General features: G+C 59.9%; 10 protein-coding genes. 7 read left to right on the forward strand and 3 right to left on the reverse strand.

Annotation, left to right across the window (positions count from 1 at the left end; genetic code table 11):
- The first annotated feature begins 198 nt into the window (after window positions 1-198).
- On the forward strand, window positions 199-804 hold the full coding sequence (locus AWB64_RS21685; protein WP_060857492.1) for a DUF6875 domain-containing protein: 606 nt from the start codon (window positions 199-201) through the stop codon (window positions 802-804).
- Complete coding sequence (locus tag AWB64_RS21690) at window positions 801-1,526, forward strand: oxygen-binding di-iron domain-containing protein (RefSeq protein WP_060857493.1); 726 nt, start codon at window positions 801-803, stop codon at window positions 1,524-1,526. Before AWB64_RS21685 ends, AWB64_RS21690 begins: the two co-directional genes overlap by 4 nt.
- 101 nt (window positions 1,527-1,627) lie before the next feature.
- Here AWB64_RS21690 and AWB64_RS21695 read toward each other — a convergent pair whose 3' ends face one another.
- Together AWB64_RS21695 and AWB64_RS21700 are read right to left on the reverse strand one after the other, a co-directional pair.
- Window positions 1,628-3,301, reverse strand: a complete 1,674-nt coding sequence (locus AWB64_RS21695) for a purple acid phosphatase family protein (RefSeq protein ID WP_060857494.1) — start codon at window positions 3,299-3,301, stop codon at window positions 1,628-1,630.
- A gap of 96 nt (window positions 3,302-3,397) precedes the next feature.
- The gene (locus tag AWB64_RS21700; RefSeq protein ID WP_208603297.1) at window positions 3,398-4,324 is read right to left on the reverse strand and encodes a LysR family transcriptional regulator; all 927 of its coding nucleotides are present in this window, start codon (window positions 4,322-4,324) and stop codon (window positions 3,398-3,400) included.
- An 86-nt stretch (window positions 4,325-4,410) separates the two neighbouring features.
- Between AWB64_RS21700 and AWB64_RS21705 the strand changes: the two genes are divergently transcribed.
- A complete protein-coding gene (locus AWB64_RS21705; protein ID WP_060857496.1) occupies window positions 4,411-5,190 on the forward strand; it encodes an NAD(P)H-dependent oxidoreductase in 780 nt (259 codons plus the stop codon).
- 7 nt (window positions 5,191-5,197) lie between these two features.
- On the opposite strand, the gene AWB64_RS21710 is transcribed toward AWB64_RS21705, so the two are convergent.
- Window positions 5,198-6,103, reverse strand: a complete 906-nt coding sequence (locus AWB64_RS21710) for a DUF72 domain-containing protein (protein WP_060857497.1) — start codon at window positions 6,101-6,103, stop codon at window positions 5,198-5,200.
- Window positions 6,104-6,220: 117 nt separating this feature from the next.
- Here AWB64_RS21710 and imuA point away from each other — a divergent pair, with 117 nt between their 5' ends.
- The 4 genes from imuA (at window position 6,221) to AWB64_RS21730 (ending at window position 14,090) form a co-directional block, all read left to right on the forward strand.
- Complete coding sequence (imuA, locus tag AWB64_RS21715; RefSeq protein ID WP_060857498.1) at window positions 6,221-6,928, forward strand: translesion DNA synthesis-associated protein ImuA; 708 nt, start codon at window positions 6,221-6,223, stop codon at window positions 6,926-6,928.
- Window positions 6,858-8,348: a Y-family DNA polymerase gene (locus tag AWB64_RS21720; RefSeq protein ID WP_157766672.1), complete on the forward strand. Its 1,491-nt coding sequence runs from the start codon at window positions 6,858-6,860 to the stop codon at window positions 8,346-8,348. The genes imuA and AWB64_RS21720 overlap by 71 nt, the downstream gene beginning before the upstream one ends.
- 6 nt (window positions 8,349-8,354) lie before the next feature.
- Window positions 8,355-11,504 carry an error-prone DNA polymerase gene (locus AWB64_RS21725; RefSeq protein WP_060857499.1) on the forward strand — a complete coding sequence of 1,050 codons (3,150 nt, stop codon included), beginning with the start codon at window positions 8,355-8,357 and terminating at the stop codon, window positions 11,502-11,504.
- A gap of 156 nt (window positions 11,505-11,660) precedes the next feature.
- Window positions 11,661-14,090 (forward strand): penicillin acylase family protein, encoded by a 2,430-nt coding sequence (locus AWB64_RS21730; RefSeq protein ID WP_060857500.1) that lies wholly within the window; start codon window positions 11,661-11,663, stop codon window positions 14,088-14,090.
- Window positions 14,091-14,277 lie beyond the last annotated feature (187 nt).

The raw sequence follows: 14,277 nt of genomic DNA on the forward strand, positions 1-14,277 counted from the left end.
GCGTGAAAAGATGCCTGGATGAAACGCGCGCGCTTATTCCTTAAGGTGCGCGACGTTTGCTGCGGTTCTGTTGACCTCTGTCGGTTGCACGGTTTCTTGTTCCCAGGCCAGGACGCCTGAAACGACGGTGCGACATCTTGAAGACGAGGCATACATCAACTTATTAGTAATACGAAATAGCCATTGACGAGGTTGACCATGGCAACAGGCCTGTCAGATTCAGAACGTCTGTCTCTTGATGAAGTATCAACCGACACGGGTTTTTCAAAGGTCATCGACTGGATAGAAGATTTTCTTTGCGCCCCTAATACCGAACTGGGACGGCTTGGCGATGTTTGCCCGTTCGCAAAAGCGGCAATGCTGAAGCGATCCGTCGAGTTCTACAGGAATCGTTCGAAAAGCGTTCCAGGTCTATTAGCGGACCTGGAGTTGCATATGGAAGAATTCCTGCAAAGCGGCGCACTGCAGGACATTTACCGGTGCAGGATTATTGTGCCTACTGGATTCGATAACGCTGTAGGCGCAGTAGAATATGTGCAAAAGCAGCTAAAGCCCGCGTTTGTAGAACGACATTTGATGATCGGTCAGTTTTTCCAGGGTTGCGAGGAACCCGGGCTATGGAACAAGGCGTTTCGCCCACTCCAGGCACCGGTTCCGCTGATTGCTATCCGAAGCATGGTGCCAACGGATATTGCATTCCTGTACGGTAACGAAAGTTACGTGCGCGCCTATCTGGAAAAATTTGGAAGGCGTGGAAGTATCGCCCTTCGGCAATTTGAGACTGCAATGGAGGCACATAAATGAATTCGTCGAAGGTCGAGATATTTGCGGACCAGGTCTACAGAAACAGTATTTTTATCGAAAAGCTGGATTTGAGTTTCTCGCAGTTTTTCGTGAAGTCGCCGTCTGGCGCTCTCCTCTGCATAGAGACCGGAATGAGGGGCGATTTTCCGCTGCTCAAGTCGAACCTGCTTTCTGCAGGAATAGACGTCGAAACGGTAAGCGGCGTGATCGTGCCTCACTTTGAGGCCGATGAAATGGGTGCTCTTCCAGAATTCATTTCGCACAATAAAAATCTGGTTGCCTATGCTCACCCCATCTGCTCGCATGCACTCGCTGACGTTTTCTCCGTCAAGACAAAGCCTCTGAAAGACGAGGCGCCGACCACAATCAACGGCGAAGTCGTCATTCCAATCTTCACAAAACACGTACATCAGTGGGATGCGCTGGTCATCTATCTGCCCCGGCTCAAGGCGCTTTTTTCATCCGACATCTTCATGAGATTTGGATCAACGGAAGAGAGATCAGGGGATCCGGTGCGCGACATCGTGACGTCGATAGAAAAGTCCGGATACCTTCCATCCATCGAGTATTTGCACGCCGCATTGAACAAGATCAAGAAGTACGAGATAGATTCGATATTTCCAATGCACGGTCCTGCTATTCACAATGACGCTGCGGCAACAATCAACGGACTCATTGAATATTGCGTAAAGGACCGGCAAAAGGAAACAGTTGAAGGATAATAAAGTCCTACTAACGAATTTTCGAATCCATACGTTAAGCGCGGCGTCACCTTGAGCTTTCGTCTTGACGTACGCCGCGCTCATCCGCACAACCTGGTGTCCTAACCGCGCCGTTTCTTCGACAGAACAATAGTCTCGAAGAGTTCGTATTCCGGCGTCGGCGTCTGGTCCGCGCCCGGCGCGTGATAGTAGTTCATGGTGATGGTGGTATTGCCATGCCGTGTGCCCGGATCGTGATCGAATACGGCGATACCGTAGCCGGTTCCCGTGTCTCGCTGCGCTGACCAGATCGCATCTTCCACCGCATCGGCCGGGCGGCGCAAGAAGGTATTGGCCGACGTGCCGGGAATGGGCCGATTCGGCTTTGTGAACACCTGCGCTTGCGGATTGCCGGTCCCGGCGTCCAGTCCGTAGACATCCAGCGGCGCACTCGTGCCGCCACCGCCGAGAATCAGGTGGACAGTGCCGCGCGATGTGTCTATAGGCTCGTTCGCATTGCGAGACGTCATGGCCGGTCTCGGTTGCAGCGTATCGACACGCTCGCCCGTGACGGCATCGAAGCCTGCATGGTGATTGCAGCCGCGCACCGGATGACTGCGCTCGTAGTCATGATCGTGACCGCAGAGCACGAGGTCCACGCCATAGCGATCGAATAGCGGCAGCCACGCTTCACGAATGCCTTTGTCGGAGCCATTGCCGGTCTTCGATGAACTCAGCGCATCCTGATGCATCTGCACGATGATCCAGTCAATGTCGTCGTCCTGCGCCGCGTGGCGCAACGTTTTTTCGAGCCAGCGCGTTTGCTCGCCCTTGCTATAGCCGCGTATATAGAACGAAGTGCCAGGATCGATGGGCGGATTCCCTGTGCTCGCAGCCGGCACGAGCGGAGCCGGTCCCGCCACGAAAGCAGCGGCGTCCTGATACACGACATCGTCGGCATCCAGCGATACGAACAGGATCGAGCTGACACGAAAGCTATACCAGCGGCCCCGGAAACGCGTACCGTTGTCCGGCAGGGTATAGCGCGTGAGATACGACGCCAGGCCTTGCTCGCCATTGTGAAACTCGACTTCGTGATTTCCCGGACAAGGCATCCACGGACGATTGGCCGCCGACGTTTGCGCGTTGTTGCCAAAGTCGCGCCACACTTCCGGCTGATGCGTGGGGTTGAGATTGGCGTAGCAGAGATCGCCATTCAGCAAATGAAACAACGGCTGGAAGCGTTCGACGGCTTGTACGGCAAAGCGGCTCTGCGGCGACGAGAGCACCCAGCCGGTATTCGGCGTGGCGAGGTCGCCATAGCTCGTGAAGCGAAACGCCGCGCGGCCGTGCGGCGCGGTTTTGAATGAGGCGCTGAACGGCTGTGCGGTGTTGCTGTCGTTATCGGCGGTGACTTCGTATTGATAGGCCGTATCCGGCTCGAGACCATGAATCAACGCGTGGTAAGTGCAGACAATTTCACCGTTCAGCCCATCGGTATAGGTACGCTGAACGCCGTGCACGATCCTTGCATGGCCATTGCCAGCCGTGCTCACCCGTACGCGCGGATTGGCGGCCGGCGCGAGCGAAGCCCAGCTCACCACGACTTCCCTCGACGGATCGTCGCCCCAGGTCAGGTGAATCTGCTCGGGCGTGCCGTCCGGCGTTGTATCGGCTGCGCGCGCCGAGCCGGTCATCGTGGTTGCGGCGCTCGCGAGCGAAGACGCGCCCGCCAGCTTCAGGAAACCGCGTCTTGAAACGGTCGCGGCAAGGTCGGATGTGGTTTTGTTCGGCATGTCAGGGTCTCGCTCCGGGATTGTTGGGCCGACAACAGAACCCATTATTACGAGCGGTATTACCTCGTTGTGACACCTTCAACAAAGCTTTCATCTTCAGCATGACCGGCCTTGGCCATCCCTCCCCTCGGCCACCCTCTGCGCAATAAACTCCCTCAACCATCTGTGCGCGGCATCCCGATGCGATCTCTCATGCCAGAACATGGCCATCTCGTAGCCGGGTACATCGACCGGCGGTTCCACCACGCGCAGCGTGCCTACATTGCGGACCAGCCGCGAGGGCATCATCGCGACAAGATCCGTGCTTTGCAGCACCTGCATCATGAACAGGAAGTGCGGCACGGAAAGCACGACCCGGCGCGTGAGCCCTGCCTCGGCAAGCGCTTCGTCCGTGATGCCGCGAAACCCGCCGCCATCCGTCGATACGATCACATGGTCGAGCGCGCAAAATTGCGCAAGCGTGGGACGGCGCTTCAGGCGCGGATGTCCCGCGCGGCCAGCCAGCACGTATCGCTCGCTGAACAGCACTCGCCTGTGCATGTCTTCAGGCGCGCCGTCGCTGGTATGAAGTGCAATGTCGATTTCCCCACGCTCCGCTTGCCGCGCAATGCGTGAAGGCACCATTTGCACAATCGCCAGCCGGGTGCCGGGCGCGGCCGCGCGCAAACCGGCCAACGCAGGTAACACGACAGTCGATTCCGCATAGTCGGCAGCGGCCACGCGCCACGTGTTGCCCGCTTCGGCGGGATCGAAAGGGCTGGCCGGCGACACCGCGCGTCCGAGTGCCTCGAGCGCTTCGCGCAAGGGTTCGCGCAACTGGTCGGCTCTTGCCGTGGGCCGCATGCCGCGAGGTCCCGGCAACAACAAAGGGTCGCCGAACACATCGCGCAACTTGGCGAGATGAACGCTCACCGACGGCTGCGAAAAATTCAGGCGCTCCGCCGCGCGGGTCACGTTGTGCTCCGAAAGCAGGACGTCGAGCGTGAGCAGAAGATTGAGGTCCAGACGTCTTAGATTATTCACAGTTATACCTGGCATGTTGAATATTCATTTCCAATATACCGGACGAAGATGCATGCTGCCTTTTTTCAGCACGGAAGACTCAAGCCATGAATGTTCTAATTGTCTATGCGCATCCCGAACCGAAATCACTGAATGGTTCACTCAAGGATTTTGCGGTCAAACATCTTGAAGATGCCGGCCATGTTGTGAAGGTTTCGGACCTGTATGCAATGAAGTGGAAAGCACCGCTCGATGCCAGCGACAGCATGGACGGACAGGCGTGCGAACGTTTCAATCCCGCGCTCGATTCGAAGCTTGCGTTCGAAAATGGCCGGCAGGCCAAGGACCTTGCAGAGGAACAAGACAAGCTGCAATGGGCCGATGCAGTCATCCTGCAGTTCCCGTTATGGTGGTTCTCCATGCCGGCAATCCTGAAAGGATGGGTGGAGCGCGTCTATGCATATGGCTTCGCCTATGGCGTAGGCGAGCACTCGGACACGCACTGGGGCGACCGTTATGGCGAAGGCACGCTGGCAGGGAAACGGGCGATGCTGATGGTCACCACGGGCGGCTGGGAATCGCATTACAGCGCCCGCGGTATCAATGGTCCAATAGACGACATCCTGTTCCCCATTCAGCACGGAATCCTGTATTACCCAGGCTTCGATGTGCTGCCGCCATTCGTGATCTATAGGACGGACCGGGTCGGCGAAGCGGGATTCACGAAAGCGTGCGAGACGCTCGCAGAACGTCTCGATAAACTCTGGACCACCGAGCCAATCGCATTTCGCCCGCAAAATGCCGGCGCGTATGACATCCCGGCGCTCACGTTACGCGCAGATATTGCGCCTGGCCAGACCGGCTTCAGCATGCACAGCGAGCAATGATCCAGCGTCAGGCCTGATCGAGAAACCCCATCAGCCTCAACGCGTTCCTCTGACTCTGGTCTTCATAATTGGTGTTGAAGACCACATGCGTCATATCGACGGCTTTCGAGATTTCGATGATCTGGCGGGCAAGCGGATCGAGTTCGTCGTCGTTGTACTCGTAATTGAATCGCGACGATGACGCCGTCATGCCCTTGATATTCCAAGTCTCATGGTTGCGCCCATGCAGACGGATCAGCGCGAGTCCGGGATGCGTTGTTTCCCAGATTGCCGGAATGCTGTTGGTCGATCCTTGCGGTTCATCGACCACCACGTTCACCAGTCCGCGCTCGCGCTCCATGGCGAGCGTGGAATGGCGGCGTTTTTCGTCGAACCACGTCTGGTTGCGGAATTCGACGGCCATGGTACAGCCGTCCATCACGCTCATGACGTCCGCGCAATGTTCGACATGCCGGATGCCGTGCGGATTGCAGATCACCCACGGCGCGAACTGGAAATGCACCACGCCGAGCTTGCCCGAAGCGCGCAGCGGTTCAATGGCCTCGAAATACCGGCACCACAATTCCTGCTGCAATTCCGCCGATAAATCCTTGTAGTACAAGCTCGTCTTGCCGTTGCGCGGCAAGTGCGGCTGCAAGTCGGCCGGAAACATGTCGCGCGCGGTCTGGTGTCCGGTGAAAAGCCGGAACGCCTTGATATTGAACACGAATCCTGGCGGCGTTCGCTGCGCCCACGCCACGGAATTCGCGGGATTCGGCATGGCGTAATAGCTGGAATCCACTTCGACAATGGGAAAAATGGACGCGTAATGCCGCAAGCGCGCCTCTGCGCTGGAACACCCCGGCGGATAAAAACGCTTGCACCTGACAAGCGTGGGATCTGTCCACGAAGCCGTCCCGACCAGAATGCCCACCGCATCTACTCCCGACAATTTTTGGGTGACGGTCTCCTGCTCCGTGTTTAAAAAGGGGCAGTTCCCGCCGGATCAAATTCAAGTAAAGTACTGTACATCCATACAGTTAAATTTACCATGTCAGCCCTGCCAAAAAACGTCGAAGAGATTCACCCCGCCTTGTGGCGCGGGTCGCAACTCGCGCGCGCGCATGGGCAGACGGTCGATACGGGCTACGCCGTACTTTCCGCCGAATTGCCGGGCGGCGGCTGGCCAGTGGGAACGCTGACCGAACTGCTGGTTCAGCAGCCGGGCGTGGGCGAAATCCGGCTGCTGTGCCCGGCGCTCGCCGCCGTGAGCAAGCGTCCGATCGCGTTCGTGCAGCCGCCTCATATTCCGAACGCGCCTGCCTTTGCCTATCTGGGCGTGCCGCTCGACAAACTGCTCCAGTTGCGCGCGGCAAAAATGGCCGATGCCCTCTGGTCGGCCGAGCAGATTCTCAAGACCGGCAGTTGCGGAGCGCTGGTTTTCTGGCAGCAACATGCGCGCCCCGAGTCGCTGCGGCGGCTGCATCTGGCGGCTCAATCGTCTGAAACGCTGTTCCTGATGGTGCGCCCCCTCGCCTGCGCGCCGGATTCGTCGCCGGCTACGTTGCGGCTGGCGGTGCGCCCCGCGGGCAGCGGCATTGCTGTCGATATCATCAAACGCAAAGGCCCGATCCGCGCCGAAAGACTGTCCGTCACCCTGCAACCTTCTCCCATTTTGATGAGTCCCCATGCCCGTGTACGTCGGCATCCATCTACCGCGGTTGTCGCTGGAAGTGTTCCGTCCACGCTGGTCGCTTAGGCCCGAACACGGCTGCGTCGTCCTCGACCACAACGCGGTCCTGATCGCGGACCTGGGCGCTCGCGAGGCCGGCGTGTGCGTGGGCATGAAGCGCGGCGGCGTGCTCACGTTGTCGCCCGGCACGCTGATGTTCGAACGCGATTCAGGCAAGGAACAGGACGTGATGCGCGAAGCCGCTTTTTCGCTGATGAAATTCTCGCCCATGGTCGCGTTGTGCGACGAGGAAACCATTGTCATGGACGTCACGGCGAGCTTGCGGCTTTTTGGCGGTATCGTGAGGATATGCCAGCAGATACGGGATATTGTCGATGCGATCGGCCTGAGCACGCGCGTGAGTACAGCGCCGACGGGTCAGGGCGCGTGGCTGCTTGCAAAAAGCGCGGGCCGTGCCCACGCTCAACGGCGCGTGCTGAAAATGGCGTCGCTCGAACGCAAGCTCGGCAGGCTGCCGTTTCAATCCGTGCAGGAAGTGCGCGCGTTCACCGACTGGTTTACAGGGCTCGGCTGCAAGACGCTTGCCGACATCCGGCGCCTGCCGCGCGCGGGCCTGAAAAAGCGCTGCGGCGTCGCGCTGCTGGATTCACTGGATCGCGCTTACGGCATCGCGCCCGAACTGTACGAGTGGCTCGCCGTGCCGCCGGCGTTCAGCGCGCGCATCGAGTTGCCGGATCGCATCGAAAATGCGGAAGCCATGCTGTTTTCCGCGCGCCGGCTGATCGTGCAAATGTGCGGCTGGCTGAGCGCGCAGCAACTCGCGCTCACGCACGCCACGCTTGCGCTCGAACATGAGCGCGGGCGCAATGCCATCGACCCGACGATCATCCAGATTGCGCTCGCCGAACCGGCCTGGCACGAACACCATCTCGTGCGCCTGTTCAAGGAGCGGCTCGGCCGCACGGAACTCGTGGCGGCGGTGATTGCCCTGCGGCTCGACGCCGCGAAGATACAGGCGGCCGAACCGCCTACCGAGACGCTTTTTACCGAACCCGGCGGCTCGCCCGAGGACCACAACCGGCTGCTGGAATTGCTGGTTGCGCGGCTCGGTGCAAAGAACGTGCTGCGGGCGGCGCCTTCCCCGGATCATCGGCCGGAATGCGCGAACCGCTGGATTTCCGTGACCGACACCACCCTGCCCGCCAAGCCCGAAGACATGCCGTCCGGTCTGCCGCGCCCCGCGTGGCTGCTTGAAAAGCCGCTGCAGCTCATGATGAAAAACCATCGGCCGTTTTATGGTTCGCCATTGAAGAACGTGTCGCCTGCCGAGCGCATCGAAGCCGGATGGTTCGATAACAACCTGACAAGCCGCGATTATTTCGTCGCGCAGGCGAGCGATCAAAGTTGCTACTGGATTTATCGCGAGCGGCTGGGCAGTGCGGAGGCCGACAATCCGCACTGGTTTCTCCACGGCCTTTTTGGATGACGTGCCGTGGATACGACCTTCTCCACGCTGCCCGCGTATGCGGAGCTTTTCGCGTTTTCCAATTTCACATTTCTCCATGGGGCATCGCGTGGAGAGGAGTTGGTCGCGCGCGCCATGCAGCTGGGTTATGCCGGCCTCGCGATCACCGACGAATGCTCGCTCGCGGGCGTCGTGCGTGCACATGTGGAGGCGAAGAACCTCGGCTTTCCGCTCGTGATCGGCTCGTATTTCAAGCTCGTCAATGCGGATCGTTCGCCGGCGTTCGGGCTTATCTTGCTGGCGCAAAACCGCGAGGGCTACGGCAATTTGTCCGAGCTGATTACGCTCGCGCGCATGCGTTCAAAGAAAGGCGAATACCTGCTCACGCCAAGCGATCTCGCGCACCCCGATAAAAAGTTCGCCCATCTTCGCGGCATGCCGGATTGCCTTGCCATTCTCGTGCCCGACTTTCCGGCAAAGGAAGACGCGCTCGATGCCCAGGTCGAATGGCTCGACCGCACGTTTTCACAACGCGCGTGGGTTGGCTTGACGCTGCATCAGCGCGCGCTCGACGACATTCATCGCGGCATTGTCGAGCAGGTTGCGTGGCGTCACAAGATACGCGTGGTCGCGACCGGCAACGTGGTGATGCACGTGCGTTCACGCAAGCCGCTGCAGGACACCATGACGGCGATTCGCGTCGGCAAGCCGGTGAGCGAATGCGGCTACGATCTTGCGCCAAACGCCGAACAGCATCTGCGATCCCGTTTGCGGCTGGCGAATCTCTACCCCGAATACACGCTGAGTGAAACGCTGAACGTGCTCAAGCACTGCACGTTTTCTCTCGATGAACTGCGCTACCTGTATCCCGACGAAATCGTCCCGCCGGGTTATACGCACGCGGCTTATTTGCGGCAGGAAACTTACATTGGTGCGAACCAGCGTTTTCCGCAGGGTATTCCTCATCAGGTTCAGGCACAGATCGAATCCGAACTCGAGTTGATCGAGTACATGAAATACGAGGCGTACTTTCTTACGGTGTATGACCTCGTGCGCTTTGCTCGCAGCCAGAATATTCTTTGCCAGGGACGCGGTTCCGCCGCGAACTCGGCGGTCTGTTATTGCCTCGGCGTCACGGCCGTCGACCCGTCACGCAGCACCATGCTGTTCGAGCGGTTCATCAGCAAGGATCGTGGGGAACCGCCGGATATCGACGTCGATTTCGAGCATCAGCGGCGCGAGGAAGTGATCCAGTACATCTACAGGAAATATGGGCGGGATCGCACGGCGATTGCGGCGGCGGTATCGACATACCGGCCGCGCGGCGCATTGCGTGAAACGGGCAAGGCGCTGGGCGTCGATCCGCAGATCGTGGATCGCGTGGCGAAGTCGCATCAGTGGTTCGATAACAGCCAGGACTTGCTGCAGCGCTTCGCCGAATCCGGACTTGATCCGGAAAATCCGTTGATTCAATCGTGGGCGTCGCTGGCGGCGCAATTGCTGAATTTTCCGCGGCATTTGTCGCAGCATTCCGGTGGGTTTGTAATCAGCCGGGAAAAGCTGACGCGGCTGGTTCCCATCGAAAATGCGGCCATGGCGGATCGCAGCGTTATCCAATGGGACAAGGACGATCTGGAGGCGCTTGGGCTTTTGAAAGTCGATGTGCTTGCGCTTGGCATGTTGTCCGCGATCCGGCGCACGCTCGACATCATTTCGGAGAAGCGCGGTGAACGCTTTACCATGCACGACATTCCGCCTAAAGACGAAGCGACCTACGACATGATCTCGCGGGCGGACACCATTGGCGTGTTCCAGATCGAGTCGCGCGCGCAGATGTCGATGTTGCCGCGACTCAAGCCAAAGACATTCTATGATCTCGTGATCGAGGTTGCGATCGTTCGCCCGGGTCCTATTCAGGGCGGCGCGGTGCATCCGTACTTGCGCCGGCGTCAGAAGCTGGAGCCGGTGACCTATCCCAAGGAAGACCTGAAAGTCGCGCTGGAAAGAACCCTGGGCGTGCCGATCTTTCAGGAACAAGTGATGCAGATCTCGATGATCGCCGCTGGCTTCACAGCCGGTGAAGCCGATGCATTGCGCCGCGCCATGGCAGCCTGGAAACGCAAGGGCGGGCTCGATAAATATTACGACCGCATTGTGAGTGGCATGGCCAGGAACGGCTATACAAAAGCCTTTGCAGAAGGTATTTTCGAGCAGATCAAGGGCTTCGGCGAATACGGTTTTCCTGAAAGTCACGCAATGAGTTTTGCGTTGCTCGTGTATGTCAGCAGTTGGTTGAAGTGTCATGAGCCTGCGGCGTTTCTCGCCGCCATGCTCAATTCGCAACCCATGGGTTTCTATTCTCCGTCGCAACTCGTGCAGGACGCGCGGCGCCATGGCGTTGTCGTGCTTCCCGTCGATGTGACGATCAGCGGCTGGGACTCGGTGCTCGAGAACCATGCCAATGGCTATAAGTCTGCGGTGCGGATGGGTTTATCGTTGCTGCGCGGAATGCGCGACGGTTCGGCGGAGCACATTGAAACAGCGCGTTCGGTGCGTCAGTTCACGAGCGTAGGTGATCTCGCGCAACGGGCGCAACTCGACCGGCATGATCTGCAGGTGCTTGCCGCGGCGAATGCGTTGAAATCGCTGGCGGGGAATAGGAGGGAAGCGCTTTGGCAATCGGTCGCCGCGGTGCCCGAGAAGGACATGCTGAACGACGCGCGGGTGGACGACGCAACGCCCATGCTCGGCGCGCCATCGGAAGCCGATGAAATCATCAGCGACTACAAGACCGCCGGTTTATCGCTCGGGCGTCATCCACTTGAATTGCTTCGGCCGGAATTGCTTGCACATCGGTTGATGCCGGCTGCGACGTTGCGCAATTATCGCAATGGCAAGCTGGCGCGAGGATGCGGATTGGTGACCGTGCGGCAGCGGCCGGGAACCGCAAAGGGCGTGATGTTCGTCACGCTGGAAGACGAGACCGGAAACGTGAATGTGATCGTGTGGCCGAGTTTGCTGGAGAAGCAGCGTCGCGAAGCGCTGGGCGCGACGCTGCTTGCGGTGTATGGCACCTGGCAGTGCGAGGGAGAAGTGAGGCACCTCGTGGCGCAGAGGCTGGTGGATATGTCGCATATGCTGGGCGGCTTGACGAGCGTCAGCCGGGATTTTCATTGACACGGTCAAGCAAGCCCGCATGCGACGCATGGTCAGCAACTGGACAAATTCCGCGTCACACCGCTGCAGTCACGGCCGTGCTATGGTTTTTCGCCGTGCGCCAGAGCTTCACGGCGAAAAACCATATCGTGCGCCACGAACTGTCCGGATCTATCGATGAAAAGGCGCTTCTTCGCCTCGCTGATCACACTCCTGTGTCTCCTGATACTGATGGTCGCGGCGGCCGGAACCGCCGGCTGGATGACCTTGCGTGGCAGCCTCGCGCGACTCGACGGTACGCATGTCGCGCCGGCGTTGTCCGCCCCGGTCGGCATCGAGCGCGATTCGCTCGGCGTGCCCACCATCAAAGGCAATACGCGCAACGACGTTGCGTTCGGAACCGGCTTCGTGCAAGCGCAGGACCGATACTTCCAGATGGATCTGCTGCGCCGCGTCGCGTCCGGTGAAATGTCCGAACTGGTCGGCCCCGCCGCACTTGAACTGGATCGACGCAACCGGCCGCATCGTTTTCGCGAACGCGCGCGCAAGGCGTTCGACGCCCTGCCCGCCGCCCAGCGGCAACTGATCGAGCGTTATACGGCGGGTGTCAATGACGGGCTTGCGTCGCTCGCCTCCCGGCCGTTCGAATATTGGGTGCTGCGCACGCCGCCCGCTGCATGGCGGCCGGAAGATACGCTGCTGGTGGTGTACGCAATGTACTTCGACCTGCAGTCCGACGAGGTGCGCCACATCCTCTCGCGCGCGGCCTTGCGCGAACGCGTACCCGCCGACTTGTTCACGTTCCTGTTACCCGCGACGAGCCATTGGGATGCACCATTCGATACCGCCGTGTCTTCCAGCAATCAACCTCCGGCACCGCCTGCAACGCATCCGGACTGGTTGCAGTCATCGAGAAGCGGCTCGCAGCACGGCAGCATCGCCATCACGGATTCCATGGTCGGCAGCAACGGCTGGGCAGTCGATGCCGCCCACAGCGCGCATGGCGGCGCCATCCTTGCAAGCGACATGCATCTGGGTCTGTCGTTGCCCAACATCTGGTACAGGCTGTCGCTGGCGTGGCCGGGAGCCGATGGCCAGTTGCGCCACGTCACGGGCGTCAGCCTACCCGGGGCGCCGTTGGTGATCGCCGGAAGCAACGGGCGGATCGCCTGGGGCTTTACGAACAGCTACGGTCGTTTTATCGACCTGATTGCGTTGCAGCGCAATCCCGCCAATCCGCTGGAATATCGCGTAGCAAGCGGCGAGTGGGCGCTTGCTGCCGTCATTCATGAACGCATTCTGGTGAAGGGCGGCGCGAGCGTGGACCTGCCCGTCGTCGAGACACAATGGGGGCCGCAGATCATCGCCGGTTCAAATGCAGATGCAAACAAAAATGCCTATGCGCTGCGCTGGGCCGCGCACGACCCAGAAGCCGTGAACTTGAACCTGCAGCAACTGGAAGACAGCGCGAACGTCGCGCAGGCGCTCCACATCGCGCAAATCAGCGGCATTCCCACACAGAACTTCATGGTCGCGGACTCGAATGGCGAGATTGGCTGGACCCTCGCCGGGCCGCTGCCCAAACGCGATGCCGCAACCGACCCATCCACAGGACCGCTTAGCGACTTGCCGTTTAATTCGGCGACGTATCGCGGATGGCAAGGCTATCTCGCGCTCGATGCTTATCCGTCGCGCATCGCCACGCCGCTCGGGCGGCTCTGGAGCGCGAACAATCGAACCTTGCCGCTCGATCAGGAGGCGCTCGCGGGCGATGCCGGCGCGGATCTCGGCGCGCGTGCATCGCAGATTCGCGATGACCTGCTAGCGTTACCGCGCGCCACGGAACGCGACATGCTCTCGATCCAGACGGACGACCGCGCCCCGTGGATCGACAACTGGCGCAGCGTTGCCCTCTCCGCGCTCGATGCCGCCGCGCTGGAAGACCATCCGCAACGCGCGGAATTCCGCCGGCTGATCGAGACATGGAACGGCCGCGCGGATGCCGGCTCAACCGGTTACCGGCTCGTGCGCGCATTCTATTTTTCGCTCTACGACGCGTGGTTCGGAAAGCTCGACGCGGACCTTGCCGCAGCCGGTTCGCAACTTGGCTATCGCGCCGCGAGTTCACGCTACGACGCGGTGATGGAAGCGCTCGCCGCACACCATGCGTGGGTGCCGGATGGCTTCGCCGACTGGCGTGCGTTCATGCTCGACAGAATCGATCACGCGATCGCGCAATTGCCGTCAGGCACAAAACTCGCCGATGCACGCTGGGGCGAGCGCAATCGCGCGGCGATCGAACATCCGTTTGCGCGGCTCGTGCCGCCGTGGCTGCCCTGGGTGCGCAACTGGCTTGGCGCACCGCACGACGCGCTGCCGGGCGACATCAACATGCCGCGCGTGCAAACGCCAACATTTGGCGCATCGGAGCGCATGGTCGTGTCGCCGGGACACGAACAGGACGGCATCTTCGAGATGCCTGGCGGCCAATCGGGCAATCCGCTGTCGCCGTATTTTCTGGCGGGACACGACGCATGGGCACGCGGCGAAGCAACGCCGTTCCTGCCGGGTAAAACGGTGCATCGGCTTGAACTGATGCAGCATTAGAAACCAAAAACGCTTTTACCTCGCTTACGTCAGCACGCTTACGTCAGCGGCCGAGTCAAGCCTGCAAACGGCTGCCAGTTCCGTTATGAAGATGGCCGTTTTGTCATGTTGTGCGGAACCAATGCATTGATTAGGCGCTCTGAACCCTGCGCCAGCGCAAACAAGCCGCGTTCTCTTCCGGCCTCAC

This window comes from Caballeronia sordidicola, assembly GCF_001544455.2.
Taxonomy (GTDB): Bacteria; Pseudomonadota; Gammaproteobacteria; order Burkholderiales; family Burkholderiaceae; genus Caballeronia; species Caballeronia sordidicola.